Origin of the sequence: Alkalicella caledoniensis, assembly GCF_014467015.1 — a bacterium.
GTDB lineage: Bacteria > Bacillota > Proteinivoracia > Proteinivoracales > Proteinivoracaceae > Alkalicella > Alkalicella caledoniensis.
This window is the reverse complement of the sequence record NZ_CP058559.1, coordinates 547,869-568,221: the sequence shown is the minus strand read 5'-3', so window position 1 is coordinate 568,221 and position 20,353 is coordinate 547,869. Positions and strand designations below refer to the sequence as shown.

The following is a 20,353-nucleotide window of genomic DNA, read 5'->3' as shown; positions in this document are numbered from 1 at the left end:
AAACGACCTGAGTAAACTCAGGTCGCAAATAATATAATTTGCCCTAAATTCCTCCTTCTTCCCATAAATGAGATAGCGCACCACAATAGATTTTGGATACCTATTGTGACAGTCCTGCAATTGTTCACTGCAGACCCAGCAAATGTACTTTGAGCTTACATTTACTTCGGCGATATTTCCTTTCCCGGGGGGTCTTAGCTTCTCAAGCTCACCCACGGTACTAATAAGTATCGCGCCTCTACCCCACAAGAAGTGAGGTAATTTATTAAGTTAAAATACTTGTTTAGTTTACATCACATAGTTGAAGTTGTCAATAAAAAAATAGTATTAACCACTAAAGTCCTTGTGAGCTACTTTCAGCATATCTCTAATAGGAAGTTCATAGGGACACTTAGTCTCGCAAATACCACACTCAGTACATATATCAGCTAAAACTGGTAGACCTTGATATCTGGGAATGGACCAATCCTTTAGACCATAGCGGGAATAATAACCGTGCAGTGTAAATACACTGTGGATTTTTATTCCTTGAGGACACGGCTGACAATACTCACAGCGTCTACAAAAATTATTTTTCAGTTCCCTAATATCTTTATCAATGGCTTCCTGCTCATCTACACAGAGAGAGGAGTTTTGACTAGCTTCAAAGTTCTGTTGAACTTGTTCTATAGATTCCATCCCAGGAATAACTGTATCAACAAAAGGTTGATTCAATATGTATTTAATACAGGCAGTGGGGCTAGTTAACGCACCACCTGCTAAGGGTTTCATTATAATTGTCCCAACACCTTTGGATTTAGCGTACTCTAAAAGTTCAATGCTTTGTGTTTCAAGGGGATTGAAAGGAACCTGTACAGTGGCAAAGGGATAGATATCTAGAGCTTTGATCAGTACTTCAGGCTTGTGCCCGGTTATGCCTATATGCTTTATAAAACCCTGTTCTTTGTACCTATGTAGGGTTTCCATGGCGCCATTAGGGCCTAGAACTGTATCTAATTCTTCCATTGAGGAGATAAGATGTAACTGATAAAGGTCCATATAATCGCGGTTAAATTTCTTTAAACTATTGGTTACAGCTTCTTCCATACCTTTCTTATCCCTAGCTGGTGACTTACTTGCAAGCTTCCAATAGTTTTTGTGACTATCTATGGCAAAGCCTATTTTAGCCTCACTATCACTATACCCTTGAGCACTATCAATAAAGTTAATGCCTAAACCTTTAGCATGGGCAATAACTTCCCTGGCATCTTCAAAACTAACTCTTTGGATAGGAATACCACCTATACCTAAGGGGTAAATACTAATATCTGTAGAACCTAAATGCTTATACATAAAAATCACCTACCCTTTCATTATATTTCTATTATAGAAATATAATGAAAGAATGTAAAGAGATGAAGGGAAAACAAGTATTTCTAGACAAAAAAAGAAATCCCGAAGGATTCCAATTTATTTGCTTAGTTCTTGACCGATTGTTTCATTAACTTCAGTCATCATTTTTTCAAATGTTTCTTGTGCTTCAACCAAAGCTTTAACAGTTAGGTTTAATTGTAGCTGACCTTGTAGGCCTTGAAGCTGTTGGATATCTTCTGCTTCAGGTTGCTGACCTTGATACTGCTTTTCCATAACCCTTTGTTGAATACCTTGGAACTCATTAATAAGGTCTTGGGCATTAGGATCTAGCTTCAATCTAGCTTCTGCGGATTTAACTGCTTTGAATTCTTCTGAATCTTTAATTAAGTTAGCTAGCTCTAGAGCTTTTTCTTTAATCAAAATTAACACCTCCAAAATTTGTCTTAACTTACTTCGACATTGAACATACAAAACCTTTATTTTTATTGAAATTGGTTGTATTAGGAAAAAAAATCTCCTATAATTAGATTAGTTTAATCATGTTATTCTTAAATCAAGATCAAGATCAAGACCAAGACCAAGACAGGACCATAAAATGTTTTGTAATTGTACAATAATACTATTATAGCCTAAATCACAATAATATTTAGAGAGGATACAATTTAATATGAAAAACAGGACCGACTTAACTCAAGGAAGTATATTAAAAACCCTTTATAAACTAGCATTGCCAATTACTGCAGGGATGCTCCTTCAAACCCTATTCAATATAGTTGATACTATCTTTGTAAGTAGGATTGGTGAAACAGCTTTGGCAGCTGTGAGTCTACACCTGCCGATTTTCTTTTTAATTCTGGCATTAGGAAACTGCGTAGCCATAGGAACCAGCTCCCTTATTGCAAGATCCTTAGGTGCGAAGGATCAAGAAACAGCTAATCTAACGGCAAACCAAAGTATAGTTTTATCAGTACTTATAGCCATCGTATCCACAGTTGTTGGGATTGCAGCGTCACCCTTTATTTTTAGGGCTACTGGCGCCCAAGGAACACTTTTGAGCTACGCCATCGGCTATAACACTATTATATTTATTGGCAACATATTCTTTTTTACATATTCAGCCTTTGATGGGATTTTAAGGGGAGAAGGTGATATGCGGACATCTATGGTTAACTTGATGATAGCCACTGTATGTAATATCATATTAGACCCAATACTCATTTTTGGATTTGGGCCAATACCTGCTTTCGGTGTACAAGGGGCTGCCATGGCCACAGTAATATCAAGGGCCATAGGATTATTTTTTGTAGTAAGACACTTTGGAAAAAATAAATCCTCCATAACAATGGTATTCAACACATGGATGTGGGATATGGGGATAATAAGAAAGATACTTGCCGTGGGGATCCCTGCATCAGTGGCTCAAGGAATGCTATCCATATCTTTATTTGTCTACAATAGCATTGCAATGAGGTTTAGTGAAAGTGCAGTGGCAGCACTGGGTTTAGGGTTTAGGGTTGACTCACTTGCATTTTTACCTGGCCTTGGAATTTCCGTGGCCACTGTAACTATGATTGGTCAGAACTATGGGGCAGGTAGACTTGACAGAGTACACAAAACTTATTTTGCTGCCATGGGCAATGCATTTCTCCTTATGGCTTCAATAGGTATAGTGTTTTACTCTTTTCCAGATACTGTCATGAGGGTTTTCGGGGCAGATCCCTCTGTTGCAGTTTACGGTATCCAATATCTACGAACAATACCCATGTTTTATGGATTTTTGGGTATAGGCTTCATATCTTCCTCTGCTTTTCAAGGTATAGGAGAAGGTTATCCTAGTTTAATAGTTAATTTTGTAAGGCTTGGTGTAGTAGGTGTCCCCATGGCTTACATTTTAACAAGTTATACTGATTTAGGAGCAAGGGGGTTATGGTGGGCAATAGCCCTATCTGATATAACCTTTGCTACAGTGGGTTTTATCTGGTTTACATTAAAGGTTAAACACCTAAAGAAAGAGAGGGGGACATTGTGGCAAAAAGAATAATAGCCATTGGAGATATTCACGGAAGATTGGATTTGCTCCTCAAATCACTGAAATTGTGTGGTGTTATTGGCAGTGATAACAAATGGAAAGCTTTTAACACCGTAGTTATACAAATGGGTGACCTCATTGACCGTGGTCCCCACTCGTTAAAGGTAATAAAATTAGTAAATAATCTAAAAAAGCAAGCAGTTAAGCATAACTCAAGGTTTGAATTGTTGTATGGTAACCATGAGGTAATGGCATTATTTGCAGGTCTTGGCAATAACTATGCAAAAATGCACTGGTATTATAATGGGGGATACAGTGTATACAAGGAATGGCTTAAGGCAACAGGAAGGGATGATTATGACAATTCTTGGCCATGCCTGCCAGATTTTTATCAGGATTTCTCTCCCCAGGGGTTTTATGGGAAAAGACTGCTTCAAAATAATAGATGTACATTAGTTGTAGATAGAATTTTGTTTACCCATGGAGGATTACAGGGGAATATCCCTTTAGAAGAGATTGAAGAAAAAGTTAAACTAACCTTCACCCAAGGGTCTATAGATGAATATCAAACAGGGATTTTTAGCAGGGAAGGGCTTTTTTGGCTAAGAAATTATGATAAATACCTGCTAACAAAAACCTGTAAAAATATGGGTATCAAATACCAAGTGGTAGGCCATACACCAAAAAATGGCCTATCTGTAGAATGCGAAGGTAAGCTAGTTTATGTGGATGTAGGAATTAACCAAAACAATCTAGCCTGCGCCATTGAATTTAAAGGAGACAAGATAAAGGTTTATACAGAAAAGCAAGCTATGATTTTAGATGAGCCTTTAACTGATATTTTTATCCCCATGGTAGAAAGGCCTAAAAGCTATCCATATAAAGTCCCTAAGTATAAGGAAGGGGATAATATAAAGCTTTTTTCAGTAAATGGGTCGGAATTCGAAGTGGATTTTGAAATTCTTGAGATAATTAAAGATTTTGACTTTTTATGGTACGCTGGTAATTTTATATACAAGGAAAATGGAGAAACAAAAGTAGAAACAGGGACTTGGCCAATAGGGCACGTGGATAGGCACGGTAAAAAAATACAATAAAGCGCCTAAATTCAAATGGGCGCTTTTGTTGATTAGTTTTTGGAGTTCCTACTTGACAAATTTAATCTTCCAAGTCAAATCCCATGGTTCTTTGTATAAGTCAAATGTAAGTACTTCTTCGTGTCTTATATTATCAAGGTAGTACATAGCTTCCACTTCCAGTTTTACATAGTCTGCTTCATCTTCTGCCCTGACAATTGGACCCAAATGAATGGACTGCATGTTGCTAAAAAAGGAAGTGTCTTCTGCGGAATTTCTCAATATGTATTGTAGATAATGTACTTGTTCTTGTGTAGAGAGAATTATAAAGGCCCTTAAGATATCCTCAGGTGGCATTTCCATAAGGGTATCAAAGAATAAACCTCCAGCTTTTTTTACCATTAACTGATGGGCAAAATCTAACTTATCATTGCCATGGGTTATGCTACCACTAAAATGTATGCAAGAATGTCCATTAAAATTATTATCTTGTATTGCCCCTGCACCATGGGGCATGCCATTCATAGACCCTGCTATGTATCTTCCACCAGATTGAACAATCACAGCTCTTCTGTCCCAGCTCCAAGAACCTGAATATGCGTTGAACATACTTTCTGTATCCTGTTTAGTTAGGGGTTGAAAATCTACATGGTTTGTACCGCCCCTGCGCTGCACTCTAAAATATATACCTGTTTCTAAATCCCTAACTACCCCTTTGCCTAGTCTAGGGAATAATTGGTCAGCTTCACTCCATGGGATAATTTCACCAAAAATAATTTCATCGAGTAAAAATTTGTTGATACTAAGTACCTCACGGGTTTTATGATCTATGTTGTATATTACTCCCGTACTTGTATCCTGTGCCAAAGATATAGCGTAATCTATTAAATAACTTTCTGATTCTCCTTTTAACTCAAAAACAGCTAAGTCTAGATTGGTAGACTCACTTACTTCACTAAAAGCAATGTTCTCCAAAGTAACCTTTTCGTATGGGTTAAACCTAGTGCTTTCCGTATAGCCGAAACTATAGGTACTCACTTTTGTCCCACAACCTGTTAGAAAAACAAAACATACTGATAACACCAAAAAACTAATTTTTTTCACAAAAATCCCCCATCTCTACAATCTTATATAACTATTAAAACTAAAAGTCATATCTCCTAAGGTATATATATGCATCCTATTACATATATTTGTTATAAATTTAGGGGGTGAGAGATTTGTTTATTAAAGTTATTATGCTCTTTTTACTTGTGATTGCGGGGACATCATTTACCTTCCAAGGACTTACCTTAACTGTACAAAACTTCCACTGGACAAGTTTAGTGGAGGTCATAGCAATATTTATATTGATGGTGCTATTCCCTTGTATTTATCTAATTACCTTTATAAGAAACTACCGGCTATGGAAATTCACAGAAATAGATAAATTATTATCAGTTATTAAAGAAAAGGTAGAACCCACTAAGAAAAGTAAAGAACAAGGGATTAAGGTAATAAAAAAAAATAAAGAGTTTTTTATATCAGAGGTGACAGGTTTACATACATTTTTTATATTTGCCTTTTATCGAAAGGAAAGAATCGAAACAACTGATATACAAAGGGTAAAGGAAATATCAGATAAAAAACAAAATAAAAATGTACTATTTTTCTGTACAGGGCACATAGATAGAACCGCAAAGGACTACGCAAGGAACCTAGATATAAAGTTCGTGTTCGAAGATTATCGCTACATAGGAGACTTCAACATAAAAAAATACTTCGTTGCTCCTCAGAAAAAAACAGTAAAAAATTCATAGCCTCAACAACTATTTACTATTACCATCTCATAAGCTAAAATGAGATTACGAGGTGATAACAGTGAGTATAAGAAGGGCAAGATTAGAAGATAAAGAGCAGATGTTGGAAATAAGCAAAGATGTATGGGAAGGAACAGACTACATTCCAATGGTTGTAGATCAGTGGCTAAGTGATGAAAAAGGGGAGTTTACGGTACTAGAAGTGGATGGGAAAGTAAGGGCATACGCTAAATTCACTTATATCACTGATGAAGATGTATGGCTTGAAGGAATACGGGTGGATAGAAATCATAGGAAGTTAGGATATGCAAATATAATTACTCAATACTACATAGAAAAAGCTATACAACTAAAGGCAAAAACCCTTAAATTTTCCACATACTACGAAAACTACGGAAGCATAAAAAGCGGTGAAAAACACGGTTTCATACGTGAGTGTGGGTTTACTCATATGACATTAGTAAACCCAGAGATGTTTACTGATGTAAAGGAAACAGCCATTAACTGTAATGAACCAGAAATTGCGTGGGAAATAATCAAAAGCTCCAATGAATACCAATTATCCAATGGTTATCTTGCTGAAAGCTGGAAGTTCTATAAGCTAAGTAAAGAAAAGATAAAAGAGCACTCTAATGAAAATCGTATAATAATAAGCCCAGACAAAAAAGCTCTTTTGATTTATAAGGTACAACAAAATAACTTACCAAACATTAATTTCTACTGTGGGGAGAAGGAATCACTGAAGACTTGCTTAAATTCATTTCATAAGCTAAAGCCAGCTGGTGACGACGAACTAGAAGTGATGACATATCCTACCCCATTAAATGAAGTACTTGAACAAAGTGGCTACAAACTTTGGGAAGAGAGTATTTCTCCAAATGTATACATGTTCAACTACCCACTAACGAAATAAACAAAAAATAAAAGCGCCCCGTAGGCGCTTTTTACATTGCTTGTTGAGCAGTATTGATAGTTTGTTGATATGGAGCTAGGACACCAAGTATATGACCCATGATGTTTTTTAACTCGCTATTAACTTCAATGTCGTTTTTCAACATAGCAAAGTACAGAACTGAACAAATTAGCTGATAATGCTCTAAACCTAGCTGCTCCATCATGAAAGCTAAGGAAGCACCTTGAGTTACAGCCGGGGTTCCATTAACATCTATAACATATAGATTTTTATTGCTATCTTCACGTACTTCAAGCCTTATAACATCTTCTGCACCTACACTTTTAAAGGTCTTGATAGCTAAGTCTTGAATTTGGAGATAACGGGGATCATCACAATCTACTATTTGAAAGCTCTCCCTTTGGCTATGCTCTGCTTTTTTAGAATTGAAACTACGAACCTTATATGTCAAAGGGAAGCCCACAACTGGAAGAACAAAAGGATTATCATCACCAATTACACCTATGGTGTATTCCCTTCCACTTAGGTATGTCTCAACTAAAATCATAACATTGCCCAATTGAGTAATCAGGGCTGTAACTTTATTATCTAACTGCTCAAAATTATAAACAATTGAGCTTTCATCTATACCGATACTATTTCCGCCACCAGTTGGCTTGACAAATAAAGGGTAATCCATGGTAGCATCTATTTCTTGAAGCTGATCTAATAAGTCTAAATCTGGATTCAACACACAGAAGCTAGGGACTAAAATGCCGTTTTCTTTTAAAATCTGATAGGTGAAATCCTTGTTTCTACAAAACTCCATACATTCAATATCGGAATGGGTATATGGGAGATTATGGGCTTTTAGAACTTGACGTATAAGTTGTGAGCCTGAACCATCATACAAAGTTTCTGGAATTTCTAAATAACCTTCAGCTATAACAAAGGCCAAATGATAGTTTCCTTGATTGATTTTATCTGACAATTGTTGTGGATTCAAAACATTTAAAGGCTCCACATTGTTCCCGCTTTTTATTAATCCATTATAAATTGCATCAACCGCTTTAAAAGAAGCACATTCACCGAAAATACCTACTCTTTTACTATCCTCCACGGCATTAAATAAAAATAAAATATTCTTTTTCACCCTTCTATCTCCTTCATAAGAAAATAATCAATCTCTAACTATTCTAATGAAAAGTTGGCAGAACTGCAAGAGGGAAATTAAGTATTTTTGTCGATTTAGAAACTTTATTTTTTGCAGGCTCTTTGCACATATATAATCTATGGCAAAACAAAGTAAAAAAGAACTTTTAAAAGGTAAAATCACGAGATTGAATAAGTATTAATAAATAGATTAACACTAATTTTAATAACAATAATACTAGATAAACGGGAGGAATAAGATAATGGAAATTAGAAATATTCATGGAGGAGATAAAAGTTTTAGAGTTACCCACAAACAACTAGAAGTATCAACGGAGGATTATTTCAATTCATTAAATAACTTCCACGATCCCTTTAGCCAAGCAGCTTTACAACAATTTGTGGTAAACTATCTAGAAGAAGATCACGATGACGGACTAATAGGCCTAGTGAGGTATAAAGAAGACGGGGATAATGTAGTTATAGACGCAGCGGTCAGGTATATGGAATAACTTGATTTTTTCATGCATCTGAATTATCATTAGAGTTAATATGTACCAATTGTAAAAGGGGTTGAAGTATTTGAAAGTCTTGCTTGTGGGAATAAATGCAAAATATATACACACTAATTTAGCCATACGTTATTTAAGAAATTCTATAGAAGAGCTTCCCATAGAAGTCTCCATATATGAACCATCAATAAACAATCACTTTGACGATGTCTTAATGAATATTTATATACAAAAGCCTGATATATTAGGCTTTTCTTGTTATATCTGGAATATCGAGATGGTTAATAAACTGTGTAGTTCTTTAAGTAAAGTTCTCCCAGACACTAAGATAGTACTTGGTGGACCAGAAGTGTCATTCGAAACAGTAGATTATTTAAAGCAACATCCATATATCCACTGCATAATAAAAGGGGAAGGGGAGATACCCTTTAAGAAAGTTATACAGGCCATAAATACCGGTGTAAGCATAGAGAATATCCCTGCAGTGATGACTAAAAATACCGACAACAACATGGGCGAAGTACCAGACCTGACTGATAGGATATTCCCATACAATGGCGAAGACTTAACAGCCCTATCACAACAGATACTATATTATGAAGCAAGTAGGGGTTGCCCTTTTAGCTGCTCATATTGTTTATCATCAACTACCCATGGTGTTAGGTATGTTGATGTAGAGAAGGTTAAAAAGGAATTAGAGCTAATTAGTCAGGCTACATCAATGATTAAATTTGTAGATAGAACCTTTAACTGTGACATAGACAAAACAATAGACATATTAACATTTATTAAAAATCTAGACACCGAAACTACATTTCACTTAGAAATCTCAGCACACTTAATCACAGAAGAACTTTTAAACCTATTAGAACAAATGCCCTTAAACAGGATTCAGCTAGAAATAGGGGTTCAGACAACAAATGAAGAAAGTGTAAAAGCCATCCAACGTTCAACAAATTTTAAAAAAATAAAGGAAATAGTAAGTAGAGTAAATCACTTTAACAATATACATCAACACTTAGACCTCATAGCTGGCTTGCCTTATGAGAATTTTGAGTCATTTAAGAAATCCTTTAATGATGTAATGGCCCTTAAACCTCACAAGCTACAGCTAGGTTTTTTAAAGCTACTTAAAGGATCAAAGATAAGGGAAGAAAGCGGGTTACATCAGTATAAATTTAATGAATTTGCACCATATGAAATACTAGAAAGCAAATATATAAAATTCCATGAAATGATCAAGTTAAAGGGAATTGAACACTTATTAGAAACATTCTATAATAGCCATAAGTTCGAAAAAACAATGGAATATCTACATGGAAAACTAGGTAATTACTTTGAGGTGTACGAAAAAATATATGAATTCTACCAAGAGAAAAACTTGGTTGGTGCTAATATATCCCATAATGATTTATACCAGCTATTAGAGGAATTTTCTGAATTGGTAGATGTGCCTAAGAATGTCTTTATGGAGATACTGAAATACGACTACCTATTACATAAAAGAACAAATACCCTACCAGAATTTTTTGGAGAAAAGACAAAGCTAAAGGAGAGAGTCTTTGAATTTTTAAAAGATCCCTCGAATATTGAAAAATACATACCTCACTTTTCAGATATTAGGCCAACTGAAATATACAAACAGATAATAGTAGAGAAATTTGCTGTCAATCCCATATCCCTAAAAGAAGAAGTTGTTTATCTGCTATTTGATTATAAATCCAAAGAAGGTCTTTTTGAGAAACCTAGGGTTTTAGAAATAAATATTTAGAATGATTAGTACGTGAATAATTCTGTCCATTAGGTCAACAATATATCATATCTTAAACGAAAGTTGAGAGGGATGGAAATGAAAAAAATCTCTTGCTTCATATTACTAACACTATTATTACTATTGCCTAACACTATCTATGCTCACCAAGGCATATTTATTAATGGAACTAACAATTCAATTGATGAAAGCCATGAAATTGAAGACATTGAAGAATCCAAAGCAATATACAGTAGAATTTTAGAGGAAGGCCAAATAGACTATTATACATTCACAGCTCAAGAAGGCCAGGTATTTTACTCTCAGATAATGGTTCCCAATACAGAAAGAGATAGGGATTTCATGCTAATGAAGCTGGTATTTGGACCATTTGATGACCTCATACCAAATGAATATTTAGATTTGGTTGCTCCCTTCGAACACGGATATGCCGTGGAACCTGGAAATAACCGAACGAGATTTTTCGAACCCTTTACACAAACATCGTACATAAAAAAACAACAAATATCCTTGGAGATTCCCGAAGATGGTCAGTACTTTATAGCTGTATATAATCCCTTTGGACAGACAGGGAGCTATGTGTTGACAGTGGGTAAAGAAGAAAGCTTTGGCGTACAAGAGCTACTACAATATCCGGCAACTTGGTTTAGAGTTAACTACTGGTTCAACCCCCTAAGACCCTTCTCCATACTTTTCATAATTCTAGTGTTACTATACTTGCTCTTTAGGATTTTGCGAAGTAGAAGAAAGAAGAAAAGGTTTTAATTTTAGCACTGGTTTTGTTGCTCCATCTCAGTATTCAGTGTTTTAGCGCCCATTTGGGCGCTTTTTCATTTTTACTCATTAAATTTTTGACTCTGGTAAATACTAAACATAGCAATTCCCAAAGGAGGGGAAATCTTGAAGTTAAAAAAGCCAAAAAAACCAATAACCCCTGCAAAGAAACCAGAAAAAACGACAAAACCAAATGAGGAAAAACAAGATGGGAAGATCTCAAGCAATATCGAGAACAACGTTAAAAGATTAGAAGATATTTTTTCTGATAATCTTGATTTTATACTGCGAGAGATGGTTATAGGAACAAAGGGAGAACTAAACCTGGCAGTTGCATTTATGGAAACCTTAGTCGATAAAGTTATGATTAGTGAGTTTTTCTTAGAGAAGCTCAGTACATATAATTACGAAACATCGGAATTGCCTGATGAAAAGTTCAAGAGTATAGAAAAGATGCTAAAGTCCATTCCAGCGGCCTTAGATATAGAGGAAACTGACACTTGGGAAGATGTATTGACAGCTATTGTTGTGGGTAAAGCAGTGTTTTTTTTAGAAGAATATGGGAAAGCATGGATAGTTGAAGCAAGGGCATGGAAGGAAAGGGGTATAGCAGAGCCTCAAAATGAAACTGTTGTTCAAGGGCCCAGGGAAGGTTTTGTTGAAGGACTACAAACTAACATTGGCCTTTTGAGAAGAAGATTAAAAACAGAGAATTTTATTGCAAAGACTATAACCATAGGTACTACAACAAATAATGATATTGTTGTTTGTTATTTAAAAGGTGTAGCAGATGATGCAATGGTAAAAGAAGTCGAGCAAAAGATTAACGGTATCAATATCGAAGGGTTAGTTACTGGAAATGTTATAAACGAGTTCATAGAAGAAACACCCTTCACACCATTTAAACTTATATCCACAACAGAACGACCTGATAAAATAGCAGCTAGTCTTTTAGAAGGAAGAGTAGCAATATTAACGGAAAACACACCGTCTGCCATGATTATTCCAACGGTTTTTTGGCAGTTTTTTCAATCTAGTGAAGATTATTACGAGCGTTTTCCAATAGCTACCTTCAACAGACTAGTTAGGATGGCTGCTTTTGTACTGGTTCTCACCCTGACAGCCTTCTATGTGGCCATAGCCACATACCACCAAGAAATGATCCCGACACAATTGGCCCTAGCCATGTCCGCCATAAGGGGACCAGTTCCATTTCCAACTGTGGTTGAAGCCCTATTTTTAGAAGTTGTACTGGAAGGCCTGAGAGAAGCTGGACTTAGACTACCTAAGGCAGCAGGTCAGGCTGTAAGTATTGTGGGAGCCCTAGTAATGGGTCAAGCAGCAGTTGAAGCGGGCCTAGTATCACCTCAGCTTGTAATTATAGTTGCAGGATCAGGAGTAGCCTCATTTTTGATTCCAGATTACTCCTTTGTAATCGCCCTAAGACTACTAAAGTTCACTCTGATAATATTGGCTAGTATATTAGGTATTTACGGACTAATTATGGGACTGATAGGAATAATGCTACATCTAAATGCTCTAGAAGGGTTTGGTGTACCATACATGTCCCCAGTTACCCCATTTAAAAAGAGAGACATGAAAGACATTTTTGTTAGAGCACCATGGCCACAAATGGGTAAGTCAGGCCCTAAAAACGAAGAGCAAGGGGGGCAAGGTCAAGATGAACAAGAATAAAAATAAAAGCGTAAGCAAGTTAGTAATAACTACCCTACTGATTTTGAGCTTAATTCCCATATCAGGTTGCTGGAGCAGGAGGGAACTTGAGGACCTTGCCTTTATATTAGCCTTGGGTATAGACAGGCAGGATGATGATTTTACACTATATGCCCTAATAGGTGAGCCTGCTCAAGGAACGATGGCAGAAGGGGAAGATGATGAACTAACTGTAATAGAGGGAACGGGTAAAACCATCTCTGCGGCTTATGACAACCTTTTTGAAGCTGCAGACAGAAGACCCTTTCTAAGTCACCTAAAAATTGTTATATTTAGCGAGTCACTGGCCCAAGAAGGAATAAAAAGAACAATTGATTTTATGCGAAGAGATCTACGTATTAGAGGTAACACTGCAATGATGGTAGGTCAAGGTGATATTAAAGCCATACTGGAGACACAACCAGCACTAGGAGGCCAACCAGCCATAGCCATAGAAGAAGCTTTAAGGTTTAATAGGGAACGTTCAAAACTATTTAACACAGAACTATATGAGTTGCTTAGAGATTTAACTGAGGAAGACAGAAGGATAGTTTTGCCTATTATAAGCGAGGAAGAAGAAAAGGTAGCCATAAGAAATGCAGCTTACTTCGAAAACACCACCATGAAGGGAACCATAAACAACAAACAGGTGTTAGGGCTTTTATGGCTAAGGGGGGAAGTGCAACATGGTGTATTTACTGTAAACCCCACAAGACAGCCAGGCAGGTACATAACTTTTCAACTCATGTCTACTGATGTTAAAGTGAATCCAGTTCACCAAGATAATGGTAAACTGGTGTTTTACATTGATATAAACCAAAGTCTTGTGCTAAATGATGATCAATCAGACCTTTCCATCACACAGATGGAAGAAGAAGCTGAGATATATATAAGAAACACTGTCCTTGAAACTGTAAACCATGCAAAAGAAGAAGGGATTGACTACATTGGCTTCGGTATGCGCTATAGACGTAAGTACCCATCAAGATGGGATGAGCAAAAGTGGAAAGATCAGTTTCAACAATCAGAAGTAATCATTAGGGTTAAAACATTTATAAACATAGAAGAACGCTAACGTACACTAGAAAGGTGATTAGATAATGAAGAAACTAGTGGCAGGAGAAGTCTACATGCTTTCCATAAGTGTGGTACTGTCCACTGCTGTTTTGTATTTGCCATTTATAATTGCATCTGTAGCACTACAGGACTCATGGCTTGCAGTTATACTAGGTACAGCAGTGGCCATACCTTTTACTCTTTTTGCATTAGCCTTATCAACACGTTTTCCAGAAAAAGGCCTTGAAGAAATTATTGAAGAACTTTTCGGTAAATACCTTGGGAGATTACTGGCAGTAGTTTATGCTCTATTCTTCCTGTATAGCTCTGCATTAATTATTAGGCAATTGGAAGAATTTATAGTACTATCGCTTATGCCAGAAACACCTCCCCTAGCTATAAGGATACTTTTTGTGCTAATACTATTTATGGGAGTTTACGAAGGAACCCTTGCTATTGTAAGGACAAATGTTTATGTAATGCCAGTTGGAGCATTTGTAATTGTTGCAGTTATTGGACTTGCCACAACCCAGATGAACTTTGATAACTTAACACCCGCTTTTACTGTAGGATTAGAAGGAATATTAAATGGGGGCTTCTTTACCACAGCATGGCTGTTACAGATTCCTATGGTTATATTGATATTTTTTAAATTTATTGAAATCGCTAAATTAAAGCCAATAGTGAAAACAGAGTCTGTTTTTGTAGTTATATTAACAGGTGGAGCTCTGCTTCTAGGGGCTCTTGGGACCATAGCAAGTTTTGGACCAAGGCTAACAGCAGATATACTCTATCCATCCTTTGCAATGGCAAGAATTATATCAATTGGTGGTTTTTTAGAGCATATCGAGGTTACATTTGTAGGTGTATGGATTGCAGCAATGTTTATGGCAGGAACTGCTTATTGTTTTATGAGTATACTTATGATCACATGGGTACTAGGGTTTAAAGATACTAAAAAAATTTCATTTCCCATGGCAGCAACCTTGTTTTATCTACCAGCTGCCATAGCCACAGACTTATCTAGTGTCATACATCAGTTAAGGGTCTTTTTCCCTACACTATGCGTAATATTTGGCGGTGTACTACCCTTTGCTTTTTTGGCCTTAGCTGTGGTAATGAATAAGGGGATATCACCTAAAGAACTCAGCGAGATGCAAAAAGAGCAAGAAAACAAAAATCCTAAGGATAATTTTGGTGCACAAGATGGGGATATAGCCGAGAACCCTCAAAATGGGGATAATGGTCAAAATCAAGAGGATGGGAATAACACAGAAGAAAATGATGATGAAGAATCTCAATCTGATAATGACAAAGATGACAGTTCTAAGAAATAACAGCAAATATACAGACAAAGAAAGGGCTTTGGGAAGCCCTTTCTTTGTCTGTATATTTAATTCTTAACTACCACAACACTTTATCAACCTTATGGCCGACAAATGTATTAGTTAACTTAGATAAAATGTAAATAATATTGATATCTGTTTTCGTTACCAATGACCTAAAACCTGGGGTTTTAACAATCTCAAATGCTCTATCAAAATCCTCATTCTTAAACTTGTCAACATACCTACGCATCATAAGTAGTTGTTGGTTTCTTCGTAACCATAAATGAACTAGCTTAGTGAAATCCTCACCTAATGCGATACTCCTTGCAGCAGCTACTCCACTCTCTAAACACTCAATTGACCCAAATGCAAATAGAGGATCTAAAAAACCACCTGCCAAACCTACTAAATATATATTATCAATCTGATGTCTCTTAACATGGCCTATACTATGTGGGGTCTCATGATAATCCTCAAATTCCACATCCCAATTAATATCTTTCAAAAAGTTATCAAAAAGCCTACCAGCTGCATGGTTTGTTATTTCTAACATATTAAGGATTAAAGAACCTTTCCGGTCATTCCATGGGACAAAATATCCGTAGCCGGACTGACAGTAATCAGTATTCATCCACATACCTACAGTGTAAGGATCAAAATTTCCTTTAACTGTTCCACCCCGTACATATCCTGCTATATCTGTTTTCCATAGGCCCAACAGTTTAGAAATCTCCGGGGTTCCTGTTGCTACTACTAGGTGATCATATTCTTTTGCAAGCTCGCGGAAATTAACGATGGCATTATAGTGGATGGGGCTTTTAACATATGATTTTAATTGTGGAACAATTCCTCGTTCATCGGGACCAGCCATATGAATATATCCTAGTTTTCCTGTCAAGGTAGCAGATGTATTGGCTGTATAAAAATTAACACGCCTTATTTCTTCCATGGCTCTAAGGTGGATTCCGTATTCCTTTTCTAAATGCAGCATGGGGTCTTTAACTGGTCTGTACATAAGATTTATCCAACCCAGTGTGTGGTTGAACCCCCTAGAACCAACATGTTTGTTGGTTTCAAATATATCAGGGAATATACCGTGTTTCTCTAACTCTATGGCACATGCTAATCCTGAAACTCCCGCACCCATAATGGCGACTTTTTTGTTGCTATTTTTCATCTTGTAGCACTTCCTTTGTACCAGGATACAGTATTCTATCACTTTTTTCTGGATCAACCAGGGTTTTGACAAATTTAGAAATGATATTTACAAAGTTCACATTGGTTTTGGTAGCCATTGTTCTAAAAGCTGGTGTTTTTAAAAAATCTACTAATTTATCAAAATCATCATTGGTAAACTTGTCAACATATCGCCTTACTGTACGTAGTTTTTTGTTTCTTTCCCTAAAGAACTTAGTTTCATTAAGATAATCCCCTTTGCCTGCTAGATGCATTGCAGCAGCTCCACCACTGACAAAGGAAGCCACATTACCAAAGGCAAACAGAGGGTCTAAGCACCCAGCTGCAGCTCCAGTGAAGATAATATTATCGTAAAAATATTTATCCACATGTCCTAAGTTATGTACCGTTTCCCAGATATCTCCTATTTCAATCTTCCAGTCTAGATAGTCTATAAACCTGTTCCAGCAGATAGCACCACCATGAACAGTTGTTTCTAACATATTTAAAGTCAACGAACCCTTCCGGTCACTCCAAGGTACAAAGTATGCGTAGGCATGTTGAGCAAAGTCTGTATTGAACCACATATAGATAGTTTCTGGGTCAAAATCACCATAAACTGTAGCGCCACGAACAAACCCTGCCACATCTGTGTTCCACTGGCCACACAGCTCAGTTAGCTCAGTGTAACCATTAGCCATTACCACATGGTCATAGTCTTGAGCAAGTTCTCTAAAATTTGCTACCTCAGAAAACTTAAAATTGCTCCTTTTGATTAAAGGATAAACCTGTTGATAAATGGAACGCCTATCTGGCCCTGATAAATGAATATATCCAAGTTTGCCATCTATAGTGACAGAGTTCCTTGGAGAAATCATAACTAATCTTTTTATTTCCGCCATGGGCTTTATATTATACCCATACTTATTATTAAGGAATTTTAAAGGATCCCTAATAGGACGATACATTATATTCATCCAACCTAAAGTATGGTCAAAACCCCTACCAGCAATTTGATCTTGGATTTCATATATATCAGGATAAATTCCGTATTTCTCAAGATTAAAAGCACAGGATAGACCTGCAACCCCTGCGCCCATTATAGCCACTCTTTTTTTCATAGCAATACCTCCCATTTTTATTATGTGTAAAATGATAATATTTAACCAGTGAGGGCAACTCAATTATACATAATTATAAAATAAGAATTTTTTTATTGACAATGGTTATATTATTACTTATAATAGAAATATATTTGGGGGCGTAGCTCACCTGGGAGAGCGCTTGAATGGCATTCAAGAGGTAGTCGGTTCGATCCCGATCGTCTCCACCAAATTTATAATCTGACCTTCTCTTAAAGGAGAAGGTTTTTTGCTATTTTTAGTTGAAAAATAAATTGACAGAAAAATCATACTTGTTATTGAGTAAAAAAGAAAGTATGTATATAATAGAATTAAATAGTATTTAGCTTAAGTTTAAAATCCCATTAGAGAGGTGGTATGTCATGGTTGAAACTATTGGTTTAGCTGTTATTCCTCTAATAATGATTTTAATAGGATTTTTATGGCGGGAACATTATCCTAAAAATATTAACTGGGTTTATGGTTATCGGAGCTTTCGTTCCATGAAAAATCAACAAACCTGGGAGTTTGCACACAGGCATTTTGCTAAAAACAGTCTGATCCTAGGAACAGCATTAGTGGTATTCAATATATTTATATTTTTATTTTTTGATGCAGAACAGCTAAATATATGGGTGCCAATTCACTTAGCAGTACTCTTTTTGACAATTTTACCAACAGAGATTGCTTTGCGAAGGTCCTTTGATAAAAATGGAGAGTTTAAAAAATAATGACCCTGACATAAAGTAATTCACCATCAAAGTGTGGAACCTTCTCATTAGAGGAGGTTCTAATTGTTTCCCAAGTCCCATATGTTCACACCTAACTATTATTGCAACATACATAGCTATAGGTGTATGATACTGATTTTGTATTTACTTACAGTCAAATAAAAAAGTATAATTAAGGAGGTAAGCAAAGGTTTAACAGGAGATTTTACAGTGAAAATAATAAGGTTTATTTATCAGTAATAATGTTTTGTAACTTAATAAAATAACTTTCCTACAGAGCTATCAGTTTCAAATGGTTTACTGTGTTATCAGTGTTAATGATTTTGATTTTAGATGTTGCCAGTTGATTTAAAGGTCTATTGGTGTAAGTTGGTGTATCTTTGCTCTTTTGGTGTAAGATGCTGTCCGAAGGTTTAATACTAATAACTAAAAAATAAAAAGGATTATAACATAAAATGTAGAATAATACTTCATGTCATTTTTTGTGGGGGGTACTATGGAAAAATATGATATGTTGCTTGTTAACCCATACTGGAGCAAACTGCAGGGAGGGTTAGAACATCTCGGTTTAGGTTACATAGCAGCAGAGCTTAGAAGTAGGGATATGAAAGTAAAAATAATCGATATACCTATAAATAAATGGAATGAAAAAAAGGCACTAGATGAATTAGCAAAAATCTCAACACAGCTTATAGGAATCAGCCTACCATTTCAAGAAGGGGCAAAAGAAGGTCTCGATTTCACTAAAAAACTAAGAAAAGCAGGTTATACAGGTCATATAACCATTGGTGGGATATACCCAACTTTCGCATATGAAAAAATACTTGCTGCTTATCCTGAAGTTAATACTGTAGTGTTGGGGGAAGGTGAGATTACCATAGCAGAGCTTTGTGAACACATAAACTTTCAAAAACCAGCTGAACTAAATGAGATAAAAGGACTAGCATATAGGGTTAATGGAAAAACAATAAAGACAGAAATTAGGCCACTAGTGGAAACCTTAGATACCCTAGCATTTCCCTCAAGGGATACCTTAGAAGAAGTCATTAAAGAGCATGATTTTGTATCAATGATGACATCTAGGGGATGTTATGGGAGATGTGGCTTTTGTAGTGTAGACCCATTTTACTCGCAGTTTGGTCCTAAATACAGGCTTAGGAGCAGTGAAAATGTAATAAAAGAAATGGAATACCTTCACTACAGCTATGGGACTAGAAATTTTATGTTTAACGACGCAAACTTTATCGGAGGTAAAGGTAAAGGGCAGCAAAGGGCTAAGGAAATAGCTGAAGAAATCATAAATAGAGAATGGAATATTGAGTTTAGAATACAGTGTAGGGTAAATGATGTTGACAAGGAACTCTTTGCCTTACTTAAAAAAGCAGGCTTATCCCGTGTATATTTAGGAGTTGAGTCAGGCTCGCAAACTGTATTGGATCGCTTTAAAAAAGATGTAAGTGTAGAAGATAACCTAAAAGCCGTGAAGATATTATCAGAGCTTGGCATATTCATATCCATGGGCTTTATAATGTTTGATTATCAACTGACAGTAAATGAGCTAAATGAAAACATCAGCTTCTTACAGGAAGTAAAGAAAATAGTTCCAAAGGGTAAGCTTGGATATGTTCATCCTTTGACTAAATTAATGCCTCTAGCAGGAACAGAAGTGGAAAAATATATGCTTGAAAATAATAAATATAAAGGTGAATCCCTAGATGAACCATATAGCTTTGATGATGGAGTTGTAAACTTTTTATATAGTACTGCAAGTTTGGGAGCAAAGTTAATCTGGAAAGCAAAGGATTTGCTGAAACATAGGTCTGAAGAGAATTTGGAGTGGACCAAGGGGTGGACAGAGAAAGCATAAACA

Annotated in this window: 18 protein-coding genes, 1 tRNA gene and 1 riboswitch; of the genes, 13 read left to right on the top strand and 6 right to left on the bottom strand. The window is 36.1% G+C overall.

Annotated elements, in window-relative coordinates; all coding sequences use genetic code 11:
• Positions 1-65 precede the first annotated feature (65 nt).
• Positions 66-249, bottom strand: a riboswitch (Lysine riboswitch).
• Between the two features lie 78 nt (positions 250-327).
• Complete coding sequence (locus tag HYG86_RS02900; protein WP_213167449.1) at positions 328-1,332, bottom strand: aldo/keto reductase; 1,005 nt, start codon at positions 1,330-1,332, stop codon at positions 328-330.
• Positions 1,333-1,449: 117 nt separating this feature from the next.
• The gene (locus tag HYG86_RS02895; RefSeq protein ID WP_213167448.1) at positions 1,450-1,773 is read right to left on the bottom strand and encodes a YlbF/YmcA family competence regulator; all 324 of its coding nucleotides are present in this window, start codon (positions 1,771-1,773) and stop codon (positions 1,450-1,452) included.
• Between the two features lie 247 nt (positions 1,774-2,020).
• Here HYG86_RS02895 and HYG86_RS02890 point away from each other — a divergent pair, with 247 nt between their 5' ends.
• Positions 2,021-3,394: an MATE family efflux transporter gene (locus tag HYG86_RS02890; RefSeq protein ID WP_213167447.1), complete on the top strand. Its 1,374-nt coding sequence runs from the start codon at positions 2,021-2,023 to the stop codon at positions 3,392-3,394.
• The gene (locus HYG86_RS02885; protein WP_213167446.1) at positions 3,379-4,479 is read left to right on the top strand and encodes a metallophosphoesterase; all 1,101 of its coding nucleotides are present in this window, start codon (positions 3,379-3,381) and stop codon (positions 4,477-4,479) included. Before HYG86_RS02890 ends, HYG86_RS02885 begins: the two co-directional genes overlap by 16 nt.
• A 48-nt stretch (positions 4,480-4,527) precedes the next feature.
• Here HYG86_RS02885 and HYG86_RS02880 read toward each other — a convergent pair whose 3' ends face one another.
• A complete protein-coding gene (locus tag HYG86_RS02880; protein WP_213167445.1) occupies positions 4,528-5,562 on the bottom strand; it encodes a hypothetical protein in 1,035 nt (344 codons plus the stop codon).
• Between the two features lie 116 nt (positions 5,563-5,678).
• On the opposite strand from HYG86_RS02880, the gene HYG86_RS02875 reads away from it, so the two are divergent.
• Complete coding sequence (locus HYG86_RS02875; RefSeq protein WP_213167444.1) at positions 5,679-6,257, top strand: hypothetical protein; 579 nt, start codon at positions 5,679-5,681, stop codon at positions 6,255-6,257.
• 61 nt (positions 6,258-6,318) lie between these two features.
• Positions 6,319-7,170, top strand: a complete 852-nt coding sequence (locus HYG86_RS02870) for a GNAT family N-acetyltransferase (protein ID WP_213167443.1) — start codon at positions 6,319-6,321, stop codon at positions 7,168-7,170.
• A 31-nt stretch (positions 7,171-7,201) separates the two neighbouring features.
• On the opposite strand, the gene HYG86_RS02865 is transcribed toward HYG86_RS02870, so the two are convergent.
• On the bottom strand, positions 7,202-8,302 hold the full coding sequence (locus HYG86_RS02865) for a D-alanine--D-alanine ligase family protein (protein ID WP_213167442.1): 1,101 nt from the start codon (positions 8,300-8,302) through the stop codon (positions 7,202-7,204).
• A 262-nt stretch (positions 8,303-8,564) separates the two neighbouring features.
• On the opposite strand from HYG86_RS02865, the gene HYG86_RS02860 reads away from it, so the two are divergent.
• The 6 genes from HYG86_RS02860 to HYG86_RS02835 all read left to right on the top strand — a co-directional run bounded on the left by HYG86_RS02860 (position 8,565) and on the right by HYG86_RS02835 (position 15,464).
• Positions 8,565-8,813, top strand: a complete 249-nt coding sequence (locus HYG86_RS02860) for a hypothetical protein (RefSeq protein WP_213167441.1) — start codon at positions 8,565-8,567, stop codon at positions 8,811-8,813.
• 70 nt (positions 8,814-8,883) lie between these two features.
• The gene (locus HYG86_RS02855; RefSeq protein ID WP_213167440.1) at positions 8,884-10,584 is read left to right on the top strand and encodes a B12-binding domain-containing radical SAM protein; all 1,701 of its coding nucleotides are present in this window, start codon (positions 8,884-8,886) and stop codon (positions 10,582-10,584) included.
• 78 nt (positions 10,585-10,662) lie between these two features.
• Positions 10,663-11,349: a hypothetical protein gene (locus tag HYG86_RS02850; RefSeq protein WP_213167439.1), complete on the top strand. Its 687-nt coding sequence runs from the start codon at positions 10,663-10,665 to the stop codon at positions 11,347-11,349.
• Between the two features lie 135 nt (positions 11,350-11,484).
• Positions 11,485-13,053, top strand: coding sequence for a spore germination protein (locus tag HYG86_RS02845; RefSeq protein ID WP_213167438.1), 1,569 nt, complete (start codon positions 11,485-11,487; stop codon positions 13,051-13,053).
• Positions 13,040-14,146 carry a Ger(x)C family spore germination protein gene (locus HYG86_RS02840; RefSeq protein ID WP_213167437.1) on the top strand — a complete coding sequence of 369 codons (1,107 nt, stop codon included), beginning with the start codon at positions 13,040-13,042 and terminating at the stop codon, positions 14,144-14,146. The genes HYG86_RS02845 and HYG86_RS02840 overlap by 14 nt, the downstream gene beginning before the upstream one ends.
• Positions 14,147-14,171: 25 nt before the next feature.
• A complete protein-coding gene (locus HYG86_RS02835; RefSeq protein ID WP_213167436.1) occupies positions 14,172-15,464 on the top strand; it encodes a GerAB/ArcD/ProY family transporter in 1,293 nt (430 codons plus the stop codon).
• Between the two features lie 67 nt (positions 15,465-15,531).
• On the opposite strand, the gene HYG86_RS02830 is transcribed toward HYG86_RS02835, so the two are convergent.
• Positions 15,532-16,632 (bottom strand): NAD(P)-binding protein, encoded by a 1,101-nt coding sequence (locus HYG86_RS02830; RefSeq protein WP_213167435.1) that lies wholly within the window; start codon positions 16,630-16,632, stop codon positions 15,532-15,534.
• Positions 16,622-17,752 (bottom strand): NAD(P)-binding protein, encoded by a 1,131-nt coding sequence (locus HYG86_RS02825; protein ID WP_213167434.1) that lies wholly within the window; start codon positions 17,750-17,752, stop codon positions 16,622-16,624. Before HYG86_RS02825 ends, HYG86_RS02830 begins: the two co-directional genes overlap by 11 nt.
• Before the next feature lie 136 nt (positions 17,753-17,888).
• On the opposite strand from HYG86_RS02825, the gene HYG86_RS02820 reads away from it, so the two are divergent.
• The 3 genes from HYG86_RS02820 to HYG86_RS02810 all read left to right on the top strand — a co-directional run bounded on the left by HYG86_RS02820 (position 17,889) and on the right by HYG86_RS02810 (position 20,350).
• Positions 17,889-17,964: transfer RNA gene (locus tag HYG86_RS02820), tRNA-Ala, on the top strand.
• A gap of 171 nt (positions 17,965-18,135) precedes the next feature.
• Entirely contained in the window at positions 18,136-18,483 is a 348-nt protein-coding gene (locus tag HYG86_RS02815; protein WP_213167433.1) for an SdpI family protein, read from the top strand.
• A 496-nt stretch (positions 18,484-18,979) separates the two neighbouring features.
• Positions 18,980-20,350 carry a B12-binding domain-containing radical SAM protein gene (locus tag HYG86_RS02810; RefSeq protein ID WP_213167432.1) on the top strand — a complete coding sequence of 457 codons (1,371 nt, stop codon included), beginning with the start codon at positions 18,980-18,982 and terminating at the stop codon, positions 20,348-20,350.
• The last annotated feature ends 3 nt before the right edge of the window (positions 20,351-20,353 follow it).

What these genes read in the sequence shown, in the direction of transcription:
- HYG86_RS02850 (WP_213167439.1), top strand. Translation starts at nt 10,663, where the DNA reads ATGAAAAAAATCTCTTGCTTCATATTACTAACACTATTATTACTATTG.
- HYG86_RS02860 (WP_213167441.1), top strand. Translation starts at nt 8,565, where the DNA reads ATGGAAATTAGAAATATTCATGGAGGAGATAAAAGTTTTAGAGTTACC.
- HYG86_RS02830 (WP_213167435.1), bottom strand. Translation starts at nt 16,632, where the DNA reads ATGAAAAATAGCAACAAAAAAGTCGCCATTATGGGTGCGGGAGTTTCA.
- HYG86_RS02835 (WP_213167436.1), top strand. Translation starts at nt 14,172, where the DNA reads ATGAAGAAACTAGTGGCAGGAGAAGTCTACATGCTTTCCATAAGTGTG.
- HYG86_RS02810 (WP_213167432.1), top strand. Translation starts at nt 18,980, where the DNA reads ATGGAAAAATATGATATGTTGCTTGTTAACCCATACTGGAGCAAACTG.
- HYG86_RS02815 (WP_213167433.1), top strand. Translation starts at nt 18,136, where the DNA reads ATGGTTGAAACTATTGGTTTAGCTGTTATTCCTCTAATAATGATTTTA.
- HYG86_RS02840 (WP_213167437.1), top strand. Translation starts at nt 13,040, where the DNA reads ATGAACAAGAATAAAAATAAAAGCGTAAGCAAGTTAGTAATAACTACC.
- HYG86_RS02825 (WP_213167434.1), bottom strand. Translation starts at nt 17,752, where the DNA reads ATGAAAAAAAGAGTGGCTATAATGGGCGCAGGGGTTGCAGGTCTATCC.
- HYG86_RS02900 (WP_213167449.1), bottom strand. Translation starts at nt 1,332, where the DNA reads ATGTATAAGCATTTAGGTTCTACAGATATTAGTATTTACCCCTTAGGT.
- HYG86_RS02890 (WP_213167447.1), top strand. Translation starts at nt 2,021, where the DNA reads ATGAAAAACAGGACCGACTTAACTCAAGGAAGTATATTAAAAACCCTT.